Annotated in this window: 13 protein-coding genes; 9 read left to right on the top strand and 4 right to left on the bottom strand. The window is 61.7% G+C overall.

Translation table 11 applies throughout. From position 1 onward, the window contains the following. Window positions 1-189: 189 nt before the first annotated feature. The 3 genes from AC6JAM_RS20445 to AC6JAM_RS20435 form a co-directional block, all read right to left on the bottom strand. Window positions 190-1185, bottom strand: coding sequence for a sugar phosphate isomerase/epimerase family protein (locus tag AC6JAM_RS20445; protein ID WP_497935781.1), 996 nt, complete (start codon window positions 1183-1185; stop codon window positions 190-192). A gap of 1 nt (window position 1186) precedes the next feature. After that, complete coding sequence (locus AC6JAM_RS20440; RefSeq protein ID WP_497935779.1) at window positions 1187-2359, bottom strand: Gfo/Idh/MocA family protein; 1173 nt, start codon at window positions 2357-2359, stop codon at window positions 1187-1189. Between the two features lie 80 nt (window positions 2360-2439). Next, a complete protein-coding gene (locus tag AC6JAM_RS20435) occupies window positions 2440-4308 on the bottom strand; it encodes a glycoside hydrolase family 3 protein (protein ID WP_497935777.1) in 1869 nt (622 codons plus the stop codon). Between the two features lie 84 nt (window positions 4309-4392). On the opposite strand from AC6JAM_RS20435, the gene AC6JAM_RS20430 reads away from it, so the two are divergent. The 9 genes from AC6JAM_RS20430 (at window position 4393) to AC6JAM_RS20390 (ending at window position 18449) form a co-directional block, all read left to right on the top strand. After that, window positions 4393-5646, top strand: a complete 1254-nt coding sequence (locus AC6JAM_RS20430; RefSeq protein WP_497935776.1) for an ROK family transcriptional regulator — start codon at window positions 4393-4395, stop codon at window positions 5644-5646. Window positions 5647-6203: 557 nt separating this feature from the next. After that, a complete protein-coding gene (locus tag AC6JAM_RS20425) occupies window positions 6204-7373 on the top strand; it encodes a GMC oxidoreductase (RefSeq protein WP_497935774.1) in 1170 nt (389 codons plus the stop codon). A 4-nt stretch (window positions 7374-7377) separates the two neighbouring features. Continuing rightward, on the top strand, window positions 7378-8700 hold the full coding sequence (locus AC6JAM_RS20420; protein WP_497935773.1) for a C-glycoside deglycosidase beta subunit domain-containing protein: 1323 nt from the start codon (window positions 7378-7380) through the stop codon (window positions 8698-8700). Between the two features lie 92 nt (window positions 8701-8792). Beyond that, a complete protein-coding gene (locus AC6JAM_RS20415; RefSeq protein WP_497935772.1) occupies window positions 8793-10319 on the top strand; it encodes an ABC transporter substrate-binding protein in 1527 nt (508 codons plus the stop codon). A 7-nt stretch (window positions 10320-10326) separates the two neighbouring features. Next, window positions 10327-11334, top strand: a complete 1008-nt coding sequence (locus AC6JAM_RS20410) for an ABC transporter permease (protein ID WP_497935771.1) — start codon at window positions 10327-10329, stop codon at window positions 11332-11334. Beyond that, window positions 11331-13175, top strand: coding sequence for a dipeptide/oligopeptide/nickel ABC transporter permease/ATP-binding protein (locus AC6JAM_RS20405; protein WP_497935770.1), 1845 nt, complete (start codon window positions 11331-11333; stop codon window positions 13173-13175). The genes AC6JAM_RS20410 and AC6JAM_RS20405 overlap by 4 nt, the downstream gene beginning before the upstream one ends. Next, window positions 13172-14035 (top strand): ATP-binding cassette domain-containing protein, encoded by an 864-nt coding sequence (locus AC6JAM_RS20400; protein ID WP_497935769.1) that lies wholly within the window; start codon window positions 13172-13174, stop codon window positions 14033-14035. The genes AC6JAM_RS20405 and AC6JAM_RS20400 overlap by 4 nt, the downstream gene beginning before the upstream one ends. A gap of 169 nt (window positions 14036-14204) precedes the next feature. Further along, window positions 14205-17375 carry a glycosyl hydrolase gene (locus tag AC6JAM_RS20395; protein ID WP_497935768.1) on the top strand — a complete coding sequence of 1057 codons (3171 nt, stop codon included), beginning with the start codon at window positions 14205-14207 and terminating at the stop codon, window positions 17373-17375. 75 nt (window positions 17376-17450) lie between these two features. Then, complete coding sequence (locus AC6JAM_RS20390; RefSeq protein WP_497935766.1) at window positions 17451-18449, top strand: alpha/beta hydrolase; 999 nt, start codon at window positions 17451-17453, stop codon at window positions 18447-18449. Between the two features lie 370 nt (window positions 18450-18819). Here the strand turns inward: AC6JAM_RS20390 and AC6JAM_RS20385 are convergent, their stop codons facing one another. After that, on the bottom strand, window positions 18820-20058 hold the full coding sequence (locus tag AC6JAM_RS20385) for an IS256 family transposase (protein ID WP_497935988.1): 1239 nt from the start codon (window positions 20056-20058) through the stop codon (window positions 18820-18822). Window positions 20059-20097 lie beyond the last annotated feature (39 nt).

Below are 20097 nucleotides of genomic sequence, written 5' to 3'. Positions count from 1 at the left end.
AAGCTCGTGGCGGACTACACTAGGGCCAGCGGACGAACCTTCCCGACATATATGGACCAGCTAATGTCCGCTGACGGAACTGCTCCAGCATCTGAAGAAACGCTCGGCGTTTATCAACATCACGGTCGAGGACATCGCCAGGATCACCGACCGCTCCCCTCAGCCACATCGGCCTGCCCTCACTAGTGCCTACTGCTTGAAGGCTGCGTCGAAGGAGGTGCTCGAGGGCGGGAAGTCGAACTTCTTCAGCGCGGCGAGGGCTTCGGGGGCGCCGTGGAGGCGGTCCATTCCGGCGTCCTCCCATTCGACCGAGATGGGGCCGTTGTAGCCGATCGCGGCCAGCGCCCGGAAGGACGATTCCCAGGGAACGTCGCCGCGTCCGGCGGAGACGAAGTCCCAGCCGCGGCGCGGATCGCCCCAGGGCAGGTGGGACCCCAACACGGTGTTCCGGCCCGTCTGGCGGAGCTTGGTGTCCTTGCAGTCCACGTGGTAGATCCGGTCCATGAAGTCCCAGATGAACGAGACGGGGTCGATGCCCTGCCACATGAAGTGCGAGGGGTCCCAGTTCAGGCCGAACGCCTCGCGGTGGCCGATCGCTTCGAGGGTGCGGACGGTGGTCCAGTAGTCGTAGGCGATTTCGGAAGGGTGGACTTCGTGGGCGAAGCGGACGCCGCATTCGTCGAAGACGTCCAGGATGGGATTCCAGCGGTCGGCGAAGTCTTGGTAGCCGGCCTCGATGACCTTTTCCGGGACTGGCGGGAACATGGCCACGTACTGCCAGATCGACGAGCCGGTAAACCCGACGACGGTGTCCGCACCGAGTGCCTTGGCGAGCCGGGCGGTGTGCTTCATTTCCTCGGCGGCGCGCTGGCGGACGCCTTCTGGTTCGCCGTCGCCCCAGACCTTCGCGCCAACGATGCCTTGGTGGCGGAAGTCGATTGGGTCATCGCACACGGCCTGGCCCTTGAGGTGGTTGGAGATGGCCCAGACCTTGAGGTTGTACTTCTCCAGGACGGCGAGCTTGGACTCGACGTAGCCGGGCTCGTCCCAGCGCCAGGCGTCCAGGTGGTCCCCGGACACGGCGATTTCCAGGCCGTCATAGCCCCAGCCGGAAGCCAGGCGCGCGACTTCCTCGAAGGGGAGGTCGGCCCACTGGCCGGTGAACAGGCTATAGGGACGGGGCACGTCAGACTCCTTCGGTGGTGAACGCCGCACGGTCGACGATCGTCAGGACATTTTTGTTGTTGGCCGATTCTTCTACGGCGCGCAGAACACGCTGCACTTGCAGCCCTTCTTCGAACGAGGGTGACGCTGCCTCGCCGGTACTAACTGCGGTGAGGAAGTCTCGGATTTGGTGCGTGAAGGTGTGCTCCCAGCCGATGATGTGACCCTGCGGCCACCAGGCCTTCATGTAGGGGTGCTCAGGCTCGTTGATCAGGATGCGCCGGAACCCCTGTTCGCGTGCCGGGGCTGTGGCGTCCAGGAACTGCAGCTCGTTCAGGTTTTCCAGGTCAAAGGTCAACGATCCATCGGTGCCGTAAACCTCAATCTTCAGGCTGTTCTTTTGACCGGTCGCCACACGCGACGCTTCGACGGATGCGCCCACGTCTCCAGTGAGCCAGAAAGTCGCCCACGCGGCGTCATCCACAGTGACATCCTCCAGACCGTCCGGCCCAGGTCGGTGAGCGACGAACGTCTTCAACACCCCCGAGGCCTCCAGGATTGTTTCACCGGTGAGGAACTGGATCTGGTCGATGGCGTGGGAGGCGATGTCACCCAGCGCCCCCGAGCCGGCGGTCTCCTTGCGGAGACGCCAGCTCATAGGGGACGCAGGATTGGAGAGCCAGTCCTGCAGGTATGCGGCGCGGATGTGCCGAATGGTGCCGAGTCGGCCTTCCTCGATTAGTTCTTTGGCGAGGGCCAGTGCGGGGACGCGCCGGTAGTTGAACCCCACCATCGACTGAACGCCCTTGGTCCGTGCCGCCGCTGCGGCCCAGGCCATGGTTTTGGCTTCCTCAAGAGTGTTGGCCAAGGGCTTCTCGACAAGGACGTGTTTGCCTGCTTGGAGGGCCGCGATGGCGATCTCAGCGTGCATCCAGCCAGGGGCGCAGATGTCCACGATGTGGATATCGTCTCTGGCGATAACCGCGCGCCAATCGGTGGCGGACTCGGCCCAGCCATACTTTCTGGCTGCGTCGGCGACTTGGGCGGCATCACGGCCAACGAGGACCTTCTGCTCGAAAGCAGGGACATCAAAGAAGCTGGCCACGTTCCGCCACGCATTAGAGTGGGCCTTCCCCATAAAGGCATAGCCGATGGCGGCCACGCCAAGCGGCTGGGATGCAGTTGGTTTTGTCACGTCATTCCTAACTTGTTTTGATTCGTCGGGCACCTTTGCCTGGCGCTGTGCCGCATGTCGACACCGGCGTTAAGAGCCCGTCACCTCGGCCCCACTCCGTTGGCGGTCTTCGCAGCAGTAACACCTTGGCTCCCTATTCCAGCACCGTATGCGTACAGCGGGTCGTTGGTGTCTGAGGGGACGTCCGGCCTGCTGGCTTGGACTGCGTCCATCGATCGCGGAAGTTCAAAGGGCAGGCGTCCGCGATGCGCGATCCTTCCGGTGAGGCCGTCGAGCAATGCGGCGTCGGATGCCCCGAAGTTGGCAACGAGCGCGGCGACAGTGTCGTTGAACGGCGTCAGTATCGCAGGCCGATCCAGGTAGACGTCCAATATCACTGGGACTCTGGTGGCCAGGGACGTGACGTGTTCAACGGTCGCAGCGGGGAAATCCAGCGATCCCTGGTGTGTCGCTTCTTCGAGGAAGTAGGTATTTCGGGGTTCAAAGGGGGCCCTTAGGCGAATTACTGCAATGTCGGCGTCGACTGGATCGGTTACGACAGTGCCATATCGGGCGGCGACAGTGAGGTCGACTCCTTCAACATAGAGGTGCAGGCCTTCTTTGAGGGGGAGAATTTCCTCGTTTTTAAGGACGGTGAGAGCTTCCACCTGCGCACGGTGGCCCTTCTCCTGGAATTTGTTGGTCCCAACGACGCGCTCGGCTTCGTCCTCGTCCACGAACGGGTTATCGAACAGCCCGAGTTGGAATTTGACCAAGAGTACACGCCGGACAGATGCGTCAAGCCGCTCCTCGGTGATGGCACCCTGCCTCAAAAGCTTGAGTAGAAGATCGGTTCGCATTTCACCTCCCAGTTGATCGGCGCCGGCATGGAACACTGCTTCGAGCCGTTCCGCAGGGGACAGATGCTCCACGCCCCACGCTTTCGCCGGGAACGGGAGCCCGAAGACGTCCAGGTCGCTGACGAGTCCCCAGTCGGTGAGGACCACTCCGTCATATCCAAGTTCCTCACGGAGCAGGCCGGTGATGATTCGGTGGTTGAAGCCGAAGGCGACTTCCTCGACGGGTTGGTCGTCCAGTTCCAGCCCGGACGGGAGGCTGTAGTAGGGCATAATGCCGCTTGTTCCGGCGTCGATGGCTGCCCGGAATGGGGCAAGGTGTTCCTGGAACCGTCCTCCCGGATAGACCTGTTCTCTGCCATAGGGGAAGTGCGGGTCCTCGCCGTCCTTCTGGGGGCCACCTCCGGGAAAGTGCTTGGTGGTGCAGGCAACGCTGCCAGTGCCCAATCGCTGACCTTGAAGTCCACGAAGGTAAGCGGTCACCATGTCGCAAACGGCACCAGCGTCCTGCCCAAAGGTTTGGGCTTGACGGGCCCATCTTGGTTCGGTGGCTAGGTCAACCTGAGGATGGAGGGCAGCCCTGATTCCGATGGCCAGGTACTCACGGCGGACAACATCAGCAAATTCCTGAATGAGCTGTGAGTCACCGATGGCTGCCATACCGAGTGGTTCTGGCCATTGCGACATTGATCCGGGGGCGAGGGCCATCAAGGCATTGTCAGCGAATCCGTGTCGAGGGTCGCTTGAGAATGTGATGGGGATGCTGTGTGGTGTGGTGGCGGCCAGTTCCTGTAGCTGATTGTGCCATCGCGCCGCTTCGCGTGGCGCGGCCAGAGTATGGATGTTGAAGTGGTTGATCATTCTCCCTGAGATGACTTCTCGGGGAGTTTCCGGCCCAAAGGGACCGGGCGCGTCGACATCACCGGGCATTCCGGCAGGGAGCACCGTGTGGAATAGCAACCCGGCTTTCTCCTCCGCTGACAGTCGGGGCAACAGATCAGCGACCCGCTCCTCCGGCGACAAGCGGGGGTCTTCGAACGGATCCATCAGTCCGTTGCGGTTAAGGTCTCTGTACACGACACCTTCCGGGCTGGTTGCAGTCTCGTACGCCATGTGTCTCCTTTGACTTCTTCCGGTAACCGTCGAAAGGATATACTACGTTCAGGAGGCCGCCCTCCGCTATGGAAGGAATAAGACATGCCGACTGACCGCTACTCCGGCTTGGCCGCGGTTCTTGATGCCATCCGTAGTGATGAAGGCATTACCCAGCCCGCTTTGGCTGACCGGGCGGGGCTGGGACGGAGTGTCGTCGCCGAGCGCGTGGCTGAACTCGAAGCCGCCGGCCTGGTGACACTAGCGGGGCTGGGTCCGTCGACCGGCGGGAGGGCACCCCGACGGCTCAGGCTGAACGTCGCGGCCGGGTACGTGATCGGGATGGACATTGCCGGCAACGAGCTTGTCGTAGCCGCCGCAGACCTGTCCGGAACAATCCGGGCTACCCGCCAGATCCAGGCTGACGTGACGGACGGCCCTGCAGTGGTGCTTGGCCAAGCGGCGGAACTGGTGGACGAGGTCAGTAGTGAGGCTGGGGTGCCAGGTGGTCTGCTGGCGATAGGTGCGGGGCTACCAGGTCCCGTGGCTTTTGACACCGGAGTGCCGGCGGCGGTGCCCGTACTAGCGGGATGGGAGGGATACCCGGTGCGGGAGACCCTGATGTCCCGTTGGGGCGCACCCGCATGGGTGGATAACCGGGTAAATCTACTGGCCCTGGGCGAGATTTGGTCTAATCCCGCCGCAGCAAAGGCGCAACAGATGCTCTATATCGGGGCGGGTGCCAGCATCGCGGCCGCGCTGGTAGTCGACGGAAGACTGTATCGGGGGGCGCACGGCCTCGCTGGAGCCATAGGACATGTTGCGGTTCCTGAGGCGGGTATTGCGCTATGCCGCTGCGGCAGGATCGGCTGTCTCGAAGCGTTGGCCAGTGCAACCGCCATCGCCCGGCATGGTCAGATCTTGGCCGAGAGTGGCCAGAGCTCCGCGCTGGCAGAGGTGCTGACCCGAACCGGGAAGGTCCGCGCGCTGGATATTACTCTTGCGGCGGAAGCAGGGGACGGCGCCGCGCGCGAGTTGCTGCAACGCACCGCCTCTTCATTGGGGGGAAGCGTTGCTACCCTGGTGAGCTTCTTTGCTCCGGAGCTGCTCATTATTGGTGGCGGCCTCGCTCGAGCCGGCTCTTTTGTCCTTGACCCCATCCGGCAAGCTGTGCAGGAGAGGCTCCTTCCTGTGTCGGCGTCTGACCTGCAAATCGAGCTTTCCGCCGTGAATGAGGAAGCTGGCGGCGTAGCCGGAGGCGTGCAACTCGCCCTGGGGCAGATTTTTTCGCGTGAGCACCTGCCGGCGCTGCTGGAACGTAAAAATGCAGTCGGCCCGCTGATTACGAACACGGCCTGACCAACCCCGCTTCGACAACCCTGGCCTGGCCAGGGTTTTTTTGCCCTGATGGCACTCGTGTGAAAACTGCTTGACTTCTTCCGGTTACCGGTAGAAGATTGTGGGAGCAACGTGGCTTAGGCCACATCAGGAACCACCGTCCCGGCCTTCAGATCCGGCCGGACGTGCCAGTTGAACGGACAATCCCGGCAATGACCCGAACGTTTCCCGCATCGGTGGATGTGGCCATAATTGGAAGCGGACCCTGCGGGGCCGCGTATGCGAGAATCCTTAGCGAGAAGGCCCCTCACGCCACGGTTTCGTGTTTTGAAGCAGGCCCGCTGTTGGCTGATCCTCCTGGAATGCATGTGAAAAACATCGTGGACATTGACCAGCGAACAGCAGCTCAGCGACGGTCGGAGGGGATGCCCGCACTGCGGACCGAATCCGATGCAGTAGATGTTGAGGGACAGGCACCGCGGATGGTCCGTCCCGGCACTTTCTTGCTTCCTGATGGCTACAAGCAGCCAGGGGAGGACGGATTGCCCGGAGCTGCGATGTCGTCAAACGTCGGGGGGATGGGCGCCCATTGGACCGGGGCTTGCCCCAGGCCCGGCGGCCGCGAACGGATCTCGTTTCTTGAAGACCTGGACGTACTCCTGGAAGAAGCGGAGCGCTTGCTGCACGTCACCGACCACGCATTTGAGGAGGCACCCTACTCCAAGGACGTCCGGCAGCGGCTGGGCAACGTCCTGGATGCCGGCAGGGCCGAGGACCGGCGCGTTCGTCCTATGCCCCTGGCAGTGGTCCGGCACGAGGATGGCCGGGTTACCTGGTCAGGGTCGGACGTCGTATTCGGTGAGGTAACACGGCAGAACCCAAACTTCACCCTGTTCCCGGAAGCCCTCGCGGCGCGGATTCTCGTGGAAGACGGTCAAGTCGCGGGCGTGAAGGTTCGCGACCTCCAATCCGGGGCGGAGCATGAGGTCCGTGCCGGCAAGGTGGTAATAGCCGCTGATGCTCTGCGGACGCCGCAATTGTTGTGGGCCTCGGATGTGCGGCCCAAGGCGTTGGGACGCTACCTAAACGACCAGCCCCAGACGGTCTTTGCCGTGCGCCTTACGCAGATTCCCGTCCTGCCGGAACAACAGAACCGCCCGGGCGGCAAACCGGATATTCTGCAGCAAAGCGGCGTGAGCTGGGTGCCGTTCACCGATCGGGAGCCCTTCCATGGCCAGGTCATGCAACTGGACGCCTCTCCCGTACCACTGGCAGAGGCCGATGTTCCTGCGCCGGGAAGCATTGTCGGCTTGGGCTGGTTCTGCGCAAAGGACCTGCAGGAGTCCGACCGGGTGGAATTCGATGCCCACAAGCAAGACGCCTACGGGATGCCGGCAATGCGAATCCACTACCGGCTCACCGAACGGGACCATGCCTCCATCGAGGCATCCCGCAAGGCCATTCGGCGCGCTGCCGAAGCACTGGGAGAGCCCTTGAACGAGGAACCCCTCACATTTCCGCCTGGCGCATCTTTGCACTACCAAGGCACCACGCGAATGGGCCCCACCGATGACGGCGAGTCAGTGTGCGGAACCACCAGCGAAGTCTGGGGCGTGCGCGGACTTTACGTGGCGGGCAATGGCGTCATCCCGACCGCAATAGCGTGCAACCCGACGCTTCTCTCCGTGGCACTCGCCGTGGCCGGTGCCACCTCCATCGCCAACCATCTTAACGCAGACAGGAACTGAGAACATGCTCGAACGGGAAACCATCCAGGGGCGGGGGTTCCGGAATGTGTCTGAAGACGGCCGCATTGTCGGCTTTCAGTTCCAGCTCCGCAACCCAAACTACAGGGGAACCGCCGCCAGCCTGCTGGACGGAGTTGAAGTAATAATTGACGGGGAGAGAATCCCGGATCACATCCCCACCTGGACGCTCCAAGGCCGAAACTTCACCCTCGACGAACTGCGTGACTCCCAGGGCGTGCGGTGGCAACTGGATGAGACAGCAACGATCACGGTCCCCAAACCGGGCGGACTGCACCCGGGAGTCCACGACTTGGAGGTTACCGTCTACTTGAGGCGTCCTTACTTCCCGCCGCACGTTTCCCGGTCTCCTTTCCACTCAAGTGCCAAGGCGGTCATCGTGCCGCCGGTCCCGCACGGGACGCTGCGCTACGGCGTCTCGACGTACAGCTACTCAGCTGACATTTACACGTCCATGAGCTTGGAGGACGTCTTCGCCGACATCGCCGACATGGGAGCCACCGGTATCGAAATACTCGGCGAAGCCAACATTCCCGAATATCCGTCGCCGACCTCGAAGTTCATAGATACCTGGCACGACCTCCTCGAAAAATATGAGCTCACACCGACCAACTACGGCGCGTGGGTCGACACGGACATGTGGCGCAACCGCAGTCTGACGGCGGAGGAAGGCGCAGCCCAAATCCAACTGGACTTGCGGATGGCCAAACAACTGGGCTTCACTTCCATACGTCCCAAGTTCGGTGTTACGTCCCTCCAATTGGACCCACACCCAATCTGGACTGAGGCTGTTGAACGATCCCTGGACCTGGCCAAAGACCTCGACATCGTCATCTGCCCGGAAATCCACGCTCCCACACCGATCAAACACCCCGTCACCCAAAGCTATTTGGACTTCATAGAAAAGTCCGGCACACAGCATTTCAAACTGCTGATCGACACCGGTATCTTCCAGACCGCCGGCGTGGATGACGGGCACGAGGGTTTTGAGGACGGAAAGAAGCGGCCCGCTCACCTGGAGCCCCTCGCCGTTCCCATGACGGACCTGATCGAGGTGCTTCCCCACGTGCACTTCATCCAAACCAAATTCTTCGAGATCGACGACACCCTCCGGGACCTCCACGTTCCCTGGGCAGAAATCATTTCCACGCTCGTGGAAACAGGCTGGAGCGGTTGGCTCTCCAGCGAATACGAGGGCAGGCGCGAACCCAACAGGGGCCGCGACCAGGTCCGACGACAGCACGCTTTGATGCGACAGCTCCATGCTGCGGAGGCCAAAGACGGCCTGACCAGCGGTTTGACACGCTAAACAAACCACCGTCGCAAAAATGCCGCCTACGAGGCGGCATGGCGTCGCCCAAATCAGGTGGCGCTTCCCCCCCTTCCTGACAGGAGAAACACATGCGTAAGTACCTCGTCGCGGTGGCAGCCACTGCGGCATTGCTCACCACCGCCACCGGATGTTCCGGCGGAGGCTCATCCCCAGGCAACACCCAGCCAACTACCCTCTCGCTGTCGCAGATCGCGGCGCCGGACAGCTTCTCGCCCGGATACTTCGGCACGGGCCCCAACACGCAGTACGTGCAGCCCGTGTACGACTCGCTGCTGCGCAACGATGAAAACGGCGAACCCACAGCGAACGTCGCCACCGACTGGAGCTACGACCCAGGCCAAACCACGCTCAACGTAACCCTCCGCGAGGGAATCACGTTCACCGATGGATCGAAACTTGATGCCGAAGCTGTAAAAGTCGACTTGGAGGCCGCCAAGAAGGGCACGGGCGAGACCGGTGGGCAGCTCAGGTACCTTGATCGGGTTGAAGTTGTTGACCCCACCCACGTCAAGCTGGTTCTGACCGCGCCCGATCCTTCCCTGCTTCCCAACCTGGGCGGAAACGCCGGCATGTTGGCCAGCCCTGCGGCCGCCGGCAAGGAGTCCCTCAAAACCGAACCTGTCGGGTCCGGCCCCTACGTGCTGGACAAAACCCAGACCCAGCCCGGCAACAAGTACGTCTACACCCGCAACAACTCGTACTGGGGTGACAAAAAATCCTACCCGTACGACACGATCAACATCACCGTCTTCAATGACAACAATGCCATGTTGAATGCTCTGCGTTCGGGGCAGATCGACGCAGCGAATGCCCAGTCCAAGGACGTCGCCAGCCTCAAATCGTCCGGCCTGAACGTGGTGTCGTTTCCGGCTTACACCACGTCCGGGTTGTACCTCTTCGACCGGGAAGGGAAGCTGGCGCCGGCCCTGGCCGATGTCCGCGTCCGCCAAGCCATCAACTACGCCTTCGACCGGCAGGCAATCCTGACGCAGGCTTACGGAGGCTCCGGGACAATGACCACGCAGCTGTTCAGCAAGGACAGCTCGGCGTACGAAGAAGCCCTCGACGGCAAGTATAAATATGACGTCGCGAAGGCCAAGCAGCTGCTCGCCGAGGCCGGATATGCGAACGGCTTTGAACTGAAAATGCCCGACGTGTCTCCGATCTTCCCGGCACAGCAGGCAGCCACGACCGAGGCGCTCAAAGCTATCGGCATTACCCCTGTCTACGAGCCGGTCAACGGACAGACCTTCATCTCTGACCTGCTGGCAGGAAAATACCCGGCCGCAATTTTCGGTTTGAACAACAACCGATCCTGGGATTCGGCACAGCTTGCACTCACCCCGGAGTCGCTCTGGAACACTCTCCATGTCGCTGATCCCACAATTGTTTCTCTGATCGGCCAGGCACAGAAAGAAACGGGTGACCAGCAGGCACAGACGTTCAAGAAGTTGAACGAGTACGTTGTGGATCAGGCATGGTTCGCCCCTTGGGTCCAGCCCAACAATGAGTATGCCGTCAGCAAAAAAGTAAGCGTAAAACCGCAGAAGTTCTCCACGATCCCGCCGATCTGGAACTTCGCTCCGGCGAGCTGATCAAACGTTGCCGGGCCTGTCAGCAGGCCCGGCAACACCGTCAGCTCGTCATGATGACATCGGAGTCAACAACATGCTGTTATTTATCCTGCGCAGGCTGGCCGCTGGCATTGCCCTGCTGTTCGTAATCGCTACGGCCACGTTCTTCCTCCTGAACCTCACAGGGCAGGACCCCGTGCGGCAGATTCTCGGTCAGGCTGCCAGCGCAGCCCAAGCCGAAGCGAAGCGCCAGGAGCTGGGGCTCGACCGGCCGGTCTTCATCCGCTATGGAGAGTGGATAACCAGCGCCGCCACAGGAAATCTCGGCAATTCATGGTTCAACAATCAGCCGGTCACCGCCCTGCTCGCCCAGGCCCTTCCCATGACCTTGTCACTCGTCCTCGGTGCCATACTCCTCACCAGCGTCTTCGGTGCGCTCATCGGTGTCCTCGCGGCGGTTCACGGCGGGGTCATTGACCGGGTCCTGCAGGTGGTCTCGACCCTCGTTCAGGCCATTCCAAGCTTCCTGCTGTCCCTTATCCTCGTACTGGTCCTTGCCGTTCAGCTGGGAGTTTTGCCGGCGACAGGTTACGTTCCGTTCGCCAGTTCACCCACGGCATGGTTGTCGTCGATTGTGTTGCCTGTGCTTTCTCTTGCCCTTGGGGCAATTGCGTCCGTGGCCATGCAGATCCGCGGCTCCATGGCGGACGTCCTCCAGTACGACTATGTGCGTACCTTGCGCGCCCGTGGACTGCCGACCCGCAGCGTCCTGTACCGGCACGCCCTCCGTAATGCGTCACCGCCGGCAGTGACCACCCTGTCTCTCATGTTCATCGTCATGATCTCCGGCGCTGTTGTCGTGGAAAAGGTTTTCAATATTCCGGGAGTTGGAACGCAGGCCAACCTGGCGGCCGGACAGGGCGACCTGCCGGTTGTCCTCGGTGTCGTCCTTCTGACTGTGGCCATGGTCGTCATTGTCAATCTCGTGCTGGACCTCGTGCAGGGCTGGCTTAACCCCAAGGTGCGTGTTGCATGAGCGAGAACATCCTGGCCGGCGGACCTCAGCCGGTATTGACCGACGAAGCCAACGTCGCCAGGCACGGAATGTTCCGTCGGCTGCTGCAGGATAAAGTGGCTGTCGTCTGCATTGCTGTCCTGGGATTGCTCACACTCGTTGCCGTTTTTGCCCCGCAGCTGTCCCCAGGCGATCCGATGACCAGCAAGCTTGCTGATACTTTGGCGCCGCCATCCACACCCGGCCATCCGCTCGGTGCCGACGGAGTGGGACGGGACGTGCTCGCGCAGCTCATTCACGGGACCCGAACGAGCCTGATCAGTGCCGTAATCGTCATGGCAGTATGCACCGGCATCGGTGTACCCATTGGCATCCTCGCCGGTTATTACCGCGGGTGGTTGGACGCGACCAGCAACTGGGTGAGCAACGCGCTCATGTCCCTGCCCGCGATTGTGATCCTGCTCGTGGTCCTGGCCCGCGTCGGACGGAGCACTCCGTTGGCTCTGGCCGTGTTCGGTGTACTCATTGCCCCTTCGGCATTCCAACTTGTCCGCGGCTCGGTCCGGGCAGTGCGGGAGGAGCTCTACATCGATGCCGCCCGCGTTTCCGGCTTGGGCAACCCCAGAATCATGCGCCGGCATGTGCTGCCTGTTGTCATAGCACCCAGTATCATCCAGGCTTCCCAAGTTGCGGCAGCTGGCATCGGCATTGAAGCCGGGATCGCTTTCCTGGGTTTGGGCACGTCAGACAAAGCCAGCTGGGGACTTATGCTCAACGATGCTTCGCAGAACATTTTCAACGCTCCCTGGCTACTCATTCCGCCTACCGTGACCATCGTCGTGACCATTATGGTCTTCGCGCTGCTGGGCAACTCGTTGCGGGATGCCCTGGGCACCGGTGCCGGCACTCGTCCCAGTCGGCGACGTACCCGGAAACAACAGACACCGGGCGGCGCTGCGACTGCGAATATCAAGGCGGAAGCCGAGGTAAAGCAAATTCCAGATGCCCTCCTGGTCGTGGACGGTCTTCGGGTCGCTTATGGCAAACCAGATGGCAGCGAAGCCGTCGTCGTAAAGGATGTCTCCCTGGCTGTGCGTAAGGGGGAAGTGCTCGGACTGGTCGGGGAGTCGGGGTCCGGAAAGTCCCAAACGGCTTTCGCCATCCTGGGTCTGCTCCCGGCCAGCGCATCAGCACAGGCCCGCAATCTAGTGTTTGACGGCCAGAATCTCAACGCGCTTTCTGCCGAAGAGCGGAACCGGCTGCGTGGCAGCCGCATCGGCTACATTCCACAGGAGCCGATGAGCAACCTGGACCCGTCCTACAGAATTGGGTTCCAACTCACCGAACCTATGCGGTATCACCTTCGTATCTCCGCCAAGGAGGCCGAGCGCGAGGCTCTTCGGCTCCTGGCCCGCGTAGGCATCGCCGACCCACAACGGGTTTTCGATTCCTACCCTCATGAGATTTCCGGAGGCATGGCTCAGCGTGTCCTGATTGCAGGGGCCGTCTCCTGCAACCCGGACTTGCTCATCGCTGATGAACCCACCACAGCCCTCGACGTCACAGTGCAGGCGGAGGTACTTGACTTGATCCGGGACCTGCAGGCCGAGCGCGGCATGGCTGTGGTTCTTGTGACGCATAACTTCGGTGTGGTCGCCGACCTTTGCGACACCGTCGCAGTCATGCGCGCCGGCCAGATCGTCGAAGCGGCTTCCGCACCGGAACTTTTCGCCCACCCTCAACACGAATACACTCGCATGTTGCTCGGATCCACCTTGGAAAACGCACCGTCCCGTCGGCAAATGAGTACGTCTTTCCCGCATCACCGAGAGATTGATATTGATGAGGAGATCACGTCATGACCAGTAACCGAATTGCCGACGGACACACTTTGCTTGATGTCGAGAACCTTGTGGTCGAATACGGCCGCAAGGGTTGGAACCGGGCACCATTCCGCGCCTTGCATGGTATTTCCCTGACCATCGGCAGAGGCGAGACCCTAGGCTTGGTGGGAGAATCCGGCTCAGGAAAGAGCACCTTGGGCAGGGCTGTCCTGGGGCTGGCGCCGGTCAGCGGTGGCGATATCCGCTTCGAGGGAAATTCGATCGCCCACGTCAAAGGGGCGCAACGCCGTGAACTGAGCCGGGATATACAGGCCGTCTTCCAGGACCCTTACACCTCCCTGAATCCGACCTTGACGGTCAACGATATCCTCACCGAACCGCTAGTAGTAACCGGCGTCTCCCGTGCCGACGCCGACCGTCGTGTCCGGGAACTGCTCGAATACGTACACCTCCCTTCCAATGCCGGCCAGCGCCTGCCCCGCGAATTCTCCGGCGGTCAGCGCCAGCGCGTAGCCATCGCCCGTGCACTCTGCAGAGATCCGAAACTGGTTGTCTGCGACGAACCTGTCAGCGCACTTGACCTGTCGACCCAGGCGAGGGTCCTGGATCTATTTATAGAGATTCAGGAGAGGACTGGCGTCGCATACCTGTTCGTCACTCACGACCTGGCAGTCGTCCGGCACATCGGTCACCGTGTGGCCGTCATGAAGTCGGGCGAAATCGTCGAAACGGGCGACGCTGAAACCATCACTTCAACGCCAGAGAACCCCTACACTCAGCGACTGCTGCTTGCCGCGCCAGTCCCGGACCCGCAACGCCAGGCGCAGCGGCGCGCGCAACGGCGTCAACTGCTTGTCGCCCAAGCCAACCCCGCTTGACTCTGCAATCAATAGCCCCACAATGACCGAAGATTAAAGGACCACCCATGCCCGCACTGATGCCAGCCCAATCGACAGAAAGCCACACACGGTGACGGCTCTTGATGCCTTGTGGCAAGGCTTCTGTTCGCCTCCTGACGAAGCCCGCCCGCGTGCCTGGTGGCATTAGATGGACGGCAACGTAGACCACGAGGGCATCCGACTGGACCTGGCCTGGCTGCACCGCGTGGGGGTCCGGGGAGTGCAGATGTTCGACGGCGGCATGGGAACTCCGCTCGTCGTGCCGGCAAAGGTGCAACACGGGTCGCAGCAGTGGGGCGACGCGGTCAAACTTGCTGCCGGACGCGCACGCGAACTCGAACTGGAATTCACTGTTGCCACCTCGGCTGGCTGGAGCGCAGCGGGTGGGCCGTGGGTCACCGCGGCAGATGCCATGAAGAAAGTCGTCTGGTCTGAAACCAGAGTGCAGGGCGGCGACACGATAATACAACAACTCGCTCCGCTGCCCGATGTTCCGGGACCCTTTCAGGACTGTCCCCGATGGGGTGCGGATCCGGACGAACACACCCGGTTCGCCCAGGACTGGGCCGTAGCCGCAGTTCCGGCCACGGACGTTCCTACCGCCTACTTTCCTTCGAACGTTGAAGCCTCGACCCCCATTGCCGGCTGGGATTGCCTCGTGGACGGGGCCTTTTCGCATTCCGTTTCGCTGCCGCGGGACCCCCATCAGCGTTCCTCAGCCTGGATCGAGCAGGTATTTGACGAGCCGATAACTGTAGCCGCCGTGACAGTGGGCTTGCCAGGACCAAAAGGGTTCGGTTCACCGCCGCGGCCTGCCGCCGTCCTCCACGTCAGCGAGGACGGCATCACCTATCACACAGTTACCGCGATTGATGTTCCCGAAAACCCTGCAGCCGGTGCCCTGCCCGTACGTACTGTTTCTTTCCCCCCGGTGTCGGGCCGCCGGTTCCGACTCGAGCTGACAGGTGAGAGCATCGAGACCGCGGCACCACGCCTTGCTCAGGGCGTGCGCATTCCTCCAGTGATGCGTCCGGTTCATGAGTTTCTCGTCTCGAAGTTTGCCCTTTTCGCCGGCGGCCGCGTGCATCAGGCCGAGCTCAAGGCTGGCTTCGCAGCGGCACCGGACTACTATTCACTGGAACCTGACGACGCGGCGGGAGTACGGCCGGCCATCGATCCGACCGCTGTCGTCGACGTGACCGGCTTTGTCGATCCCCAAGGTGTGCTTCGCTGGCATGCTCCGGCCGGAAACTGGCACATCCTGCGGTTCGGAGCCTCGTTGACCGGCCAGACCAATGGCCCAGCACAGCGTGAGGCCACCGGGCTGGAGGTAGACAAGATGGACGCGGCCAAGGTCCGCCGCTATCTGAACACTTACCTCGGGATCTTTGATGCCGCTTTAGGGGAGGAACGGCTCAATGCGCTGCTTAGCGACAGCATCGAGTCCGGACCGCAAAACTTCACCGACCACCTAAGGGAACGCTTCACCGACCGGAGAGGCTATGACCTGTTGCCCTGGCTGCCGGCTCTGGCTGGTTACATCGTGGGCGACGCAGCGCACAGCGACCGGTTCCTCTGGGACTATCGCAGCACACTGGCAGAGCTTCTATCCAGCGCGTACTACGGCACGCTCAAGGATGAGGCCACAAAACGCGGAATGTCCTACTACGCCGAGGCGCTGGAGGACCACCGCCCCCAGCTTGGCAGTGACCTCTCCATGCGAAGCCACGCCGACATACCCATGGGTGCGATGTGGCTTTTTGACGCGGGAACCGGCGAACCAAAACCTACGTTCGTTGCTGACCTCAAAGGGGCTTCTTCGGTCGCCCACGTCTACGGCAAGGCCTTTACCGGCGCTGAATCGATGACGGCGATGCATCGGCCATGGAGCTACACTCCGCGCAGGCTCAAACATGTTGCCGATCTTGAGCTCGCTCTGGGGGTTACCCGGTTCTGCATCCACACCTCGCCACATCAGCCCACTCAGGTTCCGCCCCCCGGCATAGGTCTCGCGCCGGTCATTGGTCAAGCCTTCATCCGCACCGAGCCTTGGGCAGAGTTCGCTGGGCCTTGGATCGACTACCTCGCCCGCTGCTCATGGCTGCTTAACCAAGGCACGCCAGCGGTTGATGTGGCAGTATTCATCGGCGAAGAGGCACCGGTCACAGCCCTTTTTGGCGAGCACCTCGATCAATCGGTGCCACCGGGATTCGATTACGACTACGTCGACCTCGAGGGGTTGGAAGACCAGCTCACCGCCCACAATGGTGTACTTACTGCAGCTGGCGGCGCAAAGTACAAGGTTCTCTATCTGGGCGGCTCAAGCCGCCGGATGACAGTCCGGGCATTGCATCGGTTGATCAACCTGGCCGAGTCCGGGATTCCCATCGTCGGGGTACGCCCCCAGGGTTCGCCCTCTCTGTCAGATGACCAGACCGAATTCGAACACCTACGGAAGCGGCTTTGGGACTTTTCCAACGTCGTCAATACGGATGACCTTGCCGTTGCTTTGGTGCAACTGGGAATACAACCTGATTTTGTCGTGCAGGAGGCTGATGTCCTGCGTATCGGTCGCCGAATCGCAGAAGAGGAGATCTATTTTCTGGCCAATCCCCATCCCGCCCCAAGGACAGTCACCGTTTACTGGACAGGCGAAGCCCGTCTCGTTGCCTGGGATCCTGTCAACCTGCGCCGGGATGCAGTGCGGCACACCGGAACTGATTCGTCCGGCAGAAAAAGCTACCAGCTGCAGCTGCCGCCACTCGGGTCAGTCTTCCTCGTTCCCGGCGGCCGGGCGGGAGAGCCCCTCGACGAAGCCGCGGACGTCATGTCGCTCGCTGACACATGGCACCTCTCACTCCCTGAAACTCTGGAAGCCGACTTGCCGGACGGTCCCAGGCCATGGACCGATCTCAGCCCTGCCTCCCAAGCCTTCGCTGGTGTGGGGACCTATTCATCGACATTCACTACACGTCCGGGGGCTGTTGAAGGACGCACACTAATCCTTGCCGTCCAGGACGTCGGCGATGTCGCCCGGGTCCGGATAAACGGTGCTGACTGCGGGATTATCTGGACCTACCCATGGCGACTCGACATCACGCTGGCTGTGCGCGAGGGACACAACACGATCGAGATCGATGTCGCCAATGCATGGATGAACCGGCTAATTGGCGAAGCAAAGGCACCCAGCGGCGACATATTCGCTCCCGTAGCAGAGGTCTACGAACCAGACGCACCGCTGGCCGTGTCAGGTCTGAGCGGCCCCGTTTCGATCTACGCGTACCCACCCCAGCACATAGCTCACAGCCCAGCCCACTGAACACCTCTTAAGCGAGCTAATGGCTTGTCAAACTCACATACCACGGGCTACCGCTGCTACAACAGGAGAATCCATATGACCCAGCCAAAGAGCGGTGCCAGCAACGCCCGCACCTTGCTGCCGGAAATTGAAGCACGCCGGCATCTCCTAGACACCGTCCGCAGTTGGCGTGACATGACCCCGGAAATCAGCGCTCAATGGGACGCCCCCTATGGTCCTCCGGAACAACGTGATGTACAGATCGAGGAAACCAACGTAGAAGGCCCTCACGGATCCATCCGCCTACGGATATATCGCCCGCCACTATCGTCCCCCAGCAGGGCCAGCTTGATCTGGTGTCACGGTGGCGCCTTCGTCTTCGGCGACTTGGACATGCCCGAAGCCCACGAGGTCTCCCGCGGTATCGCCGGCAGAGCTGATGCAGTTGTAATCTCCGTCGACTACAGTTTGGGTCCCCCACCGGGGACACCCAGGAGTCAGACGAACGTCCACTTTCCGATACCCCACGACGAAGTCGTGGCCGTGTACCGGTGGGCGGTCGATAACAGCCCGGCGCTGGGGATAGATCCCGCAAGAATATGCATCGGCGGCGCCAGCGCGGGAGGGAACCTCGCTGCGGGAGCAGCACTATATCTGAGAGAGCAAGGTGAATCTCCCTGGCAGGTGTTGCTCGCCTACCCGGTTCTGCATCCAAAACTGCCGCCGCCAGGCCCTGAGCTCGCCGATGCGGTGGCTCGTCTTCCCCAGACCCTTCGGTTTCCCGAGGATGAGTTCGAAGGTATGACAGCCAACTACATTGGCGGTCCTACTGAAGGGGTACCCGCTTATGCGTTTCCCGGAGTTGCTGCGGACCTCGCAGGGTTCCCCCCTACGTTTATAAATGATGCCGAATTCGATGATCTGCGCTCCGGCAGCGAGGAGTTCGTCCGACGGCTCAGGGGCGCAGGAGTTGACGTCGAATACACTACCTCCGAAGGAGTGCCTCATGGGCACCTCAACAACGTGGGCCTGAAAGCCGCCCACAAATCCCTTGACCTGATGGCGGCACGGATCCGCCGCGGCTGCATCACATAAGGCGAACAGCAGCAATGAGTCTCCTATCAAGAGCCCCCGATAGCGTCCATTCAAGGTGCGCTCCAAAAAATCAGATAGAACAGTTCGCATTTTCACCTCATCCGCTGCTAACTCATCCGCAAGCGACCCATCTGCGGCCCATGCCTGTGGCTGCGTCATAGGGCCTCCCCCTTTCGTTTCCTCTAGGCTTCTACGGCAGCGGCTAGGGATCTCTGCACGGCTAACGCGCGGTGATTACGTTTGCTACCGCGGAAGCTTTTGGGGTTTCTAGTACCACCGGAGATCTCTTTGCTCGCCTCACTCAAGCTTTGATCTCTTTTTGGCGAGTCCGGCGGGAGTGTCCGTTTAACGGTGGATCCACGGTTGGCATTTAGTTGATTCTTCCGTCGAAGCTGATGGCGAATGCGTTCAACGCCGGCTTCCACCGTGAGGCCCATCGTGCCCTGCCTTTGCCGGTCGGGTCCAGTGCCCGGGTGGCCAGGTACAGGCACTTCAGAGCGGCCTGCTCGGTAGGGAAATGGCCCCTGGCCCTCACCGCGCGCCGGTAGCGGGCGTTGACGGATTCGATCGCGTTGGTGCTGCAGATGACCCGCCGGATTTCGACGTCGTAGTCCAGGAACGGCACGAACTCGCTCCACGCGTTCTCCCACAACCGGGTGATCGCCGGGTACTGCCGGCCCCACTTGCCCGAGAACTCCACGAAGCGTTCCTTCGCCGCGGCCTCTGACGGTGCCGTGTAGACCGGGCGCAGATCCCGGGACATGGCGTCCCAGTACTGCCGGGCGGCGTAGCGGAAGGTGTTGCGGATCAGGTGCACGATGCAGGTCTGGACCACGGCCAGCTCCCACACCGTGGTGATGGCCTCGGGCAGGCCCTTGAGCCCGTCGCAGACCGTGATGCAGACGTCCTCCACGCCCCGGTTCTTGATCTCGGTCAGCACCGAGAGCCAGAACTTCGCCCCTTCTCCGCCGTCCCCGGCCCAGAGCCCGAGGATGTCGCGTTCGCCGTCGACGCTGACGCCGATCGCGACGTAGACCGGCCGGTTGGTGACCTGCCCATCGCGGACCTTTACGTGGATCGCGTCGATGAACACCACCGGGTAGACCCGGTCCAGGGGCCGGTTCTGCCACTCGGTCATCTCCCCGATGACCTTCTCCGTGATGCGCGAGATGGTGTCTTTCGAGACTGTGGCGCCGAACACCTCGGCGAAGTGGGCCGCGATTTCCCCGGTCGTGAGCCCTTTCGCGCTCAGCGACAACACGATCTCGTCGACTCCGGTCAGCCGGCGCTGGCGTTTCTTCACGATCTGCGGGTCGAACGTCGAGCCGGTGTCCCGCGGCACGTCGATCTCCACCGGCCCGATTTCGGTCAGCACCGTCTTGGTGCGGGTGCCGTTGCGGGAGTTCCCGCTGCCGCGCCCGGACACCTCGTGTTTTTCGTAGCCCAGGTGTTCGTCCATTTCCGCTTCCAGGGCGGTCTCCAGGACGTTTTTCGTGAGCCGGTTCAACAGCCCGTCCGGGCCGACGAGCTCGATGCCCTGCTCTTTGGCCTGGGCCAGGAGCTGCTGCGCTAACTCTTGCTGATCCACTTCAGTCGCCATGGGATCCATGGTTCCGCTCATGATCGGTCCTCCCCGCCAGGCACCGCC

The organism is Arthrobacter sp. GmRoot5-12 (assembly GCF_059739365.1).
This window is presented reverse-complemented; position numbering and strand designations above follow the sequence as displayed.

What these genes read in the sequence shown, in the direction of transcription:
- AC6JAM_RS20425 (WP_497935774.1), top strand. Translation starts at nt 6,204, where the DNA reads ATGGGCGCCCATTGGACCGGGGCTTGCCCCAGGCCCGGCGGCCGCGAA.
- AC6JAM_RS20395 (WP_497935768.1), top strand. Translation starts at nt 14,205, where the DNA reads ATGGACGGCAACGTAGACCACGAGGGCATCCGACTGGACCTGGCCTGG.
- AC6JAM_RS20385 (WP_497935988.1), bottom strand. Translation starts at nt 20,058, where the DNA reads ATGGATCCCATGGCGACTGAAGTGGATCAGCAAGAGTTAGCGCAGCAG.
- AC6JAM_RS20420 (WP_497935773.1), top strand. Translation starts at nt 7,378, where the DNA reads ATGCTCGAACGGGAAACCATCCAGGGGCGGGGGTTCCGGAATGTGTCT.
- AC6JAM_RS20405 (WP_497935770.1), top strand. Translation starts at nt 11,331, where the DNA reads ATGAGCGAGAACATCCTGGCCGGCGGACCTCAGCCGGTATTGACCGAC.
- AC6JAM_RS20400 (WP_497935769.1), top strand. Translation starts at nt 13,172, where the DNA reads ATGACCAGTAACCGAATTGCCGACGGACACACTTTGCTTGATGTCGAG.
- AC6JAM_RS20435 (WP_497935777.1), bottom strand. Translation starts at nt 4,308, where the DNA reads ATGGCGTACGAGACTGCAACCAGCCCGGAAGGTGTCGTGTACAGAGAC.
- AC6JAM_RS20430 (WP_497935776.1), top strand. Translation starts at nt 4,393, where the DNA reads ATGCCGACTGACCGCTACTCCGGCTTGGCCGCGGTTCTTGATGCCATC.
- AC6JAM_RS20415 (WP_497935772.1), top strand. Translation starts at nt 8,793, where the DNA reads ATGCGTAAGTACCTCGTCGCGGTGGCAGCCACTGCGGCATTGCTCACC.
- AC6JAM_RS20390 (WP_497935766.1), top strand. Translation starts at nt 17,451, where the DNA reads ATGACCCAGCCAAAGAGCGGTGCCAGCAACGCCCGCACCTTGCTGCCG.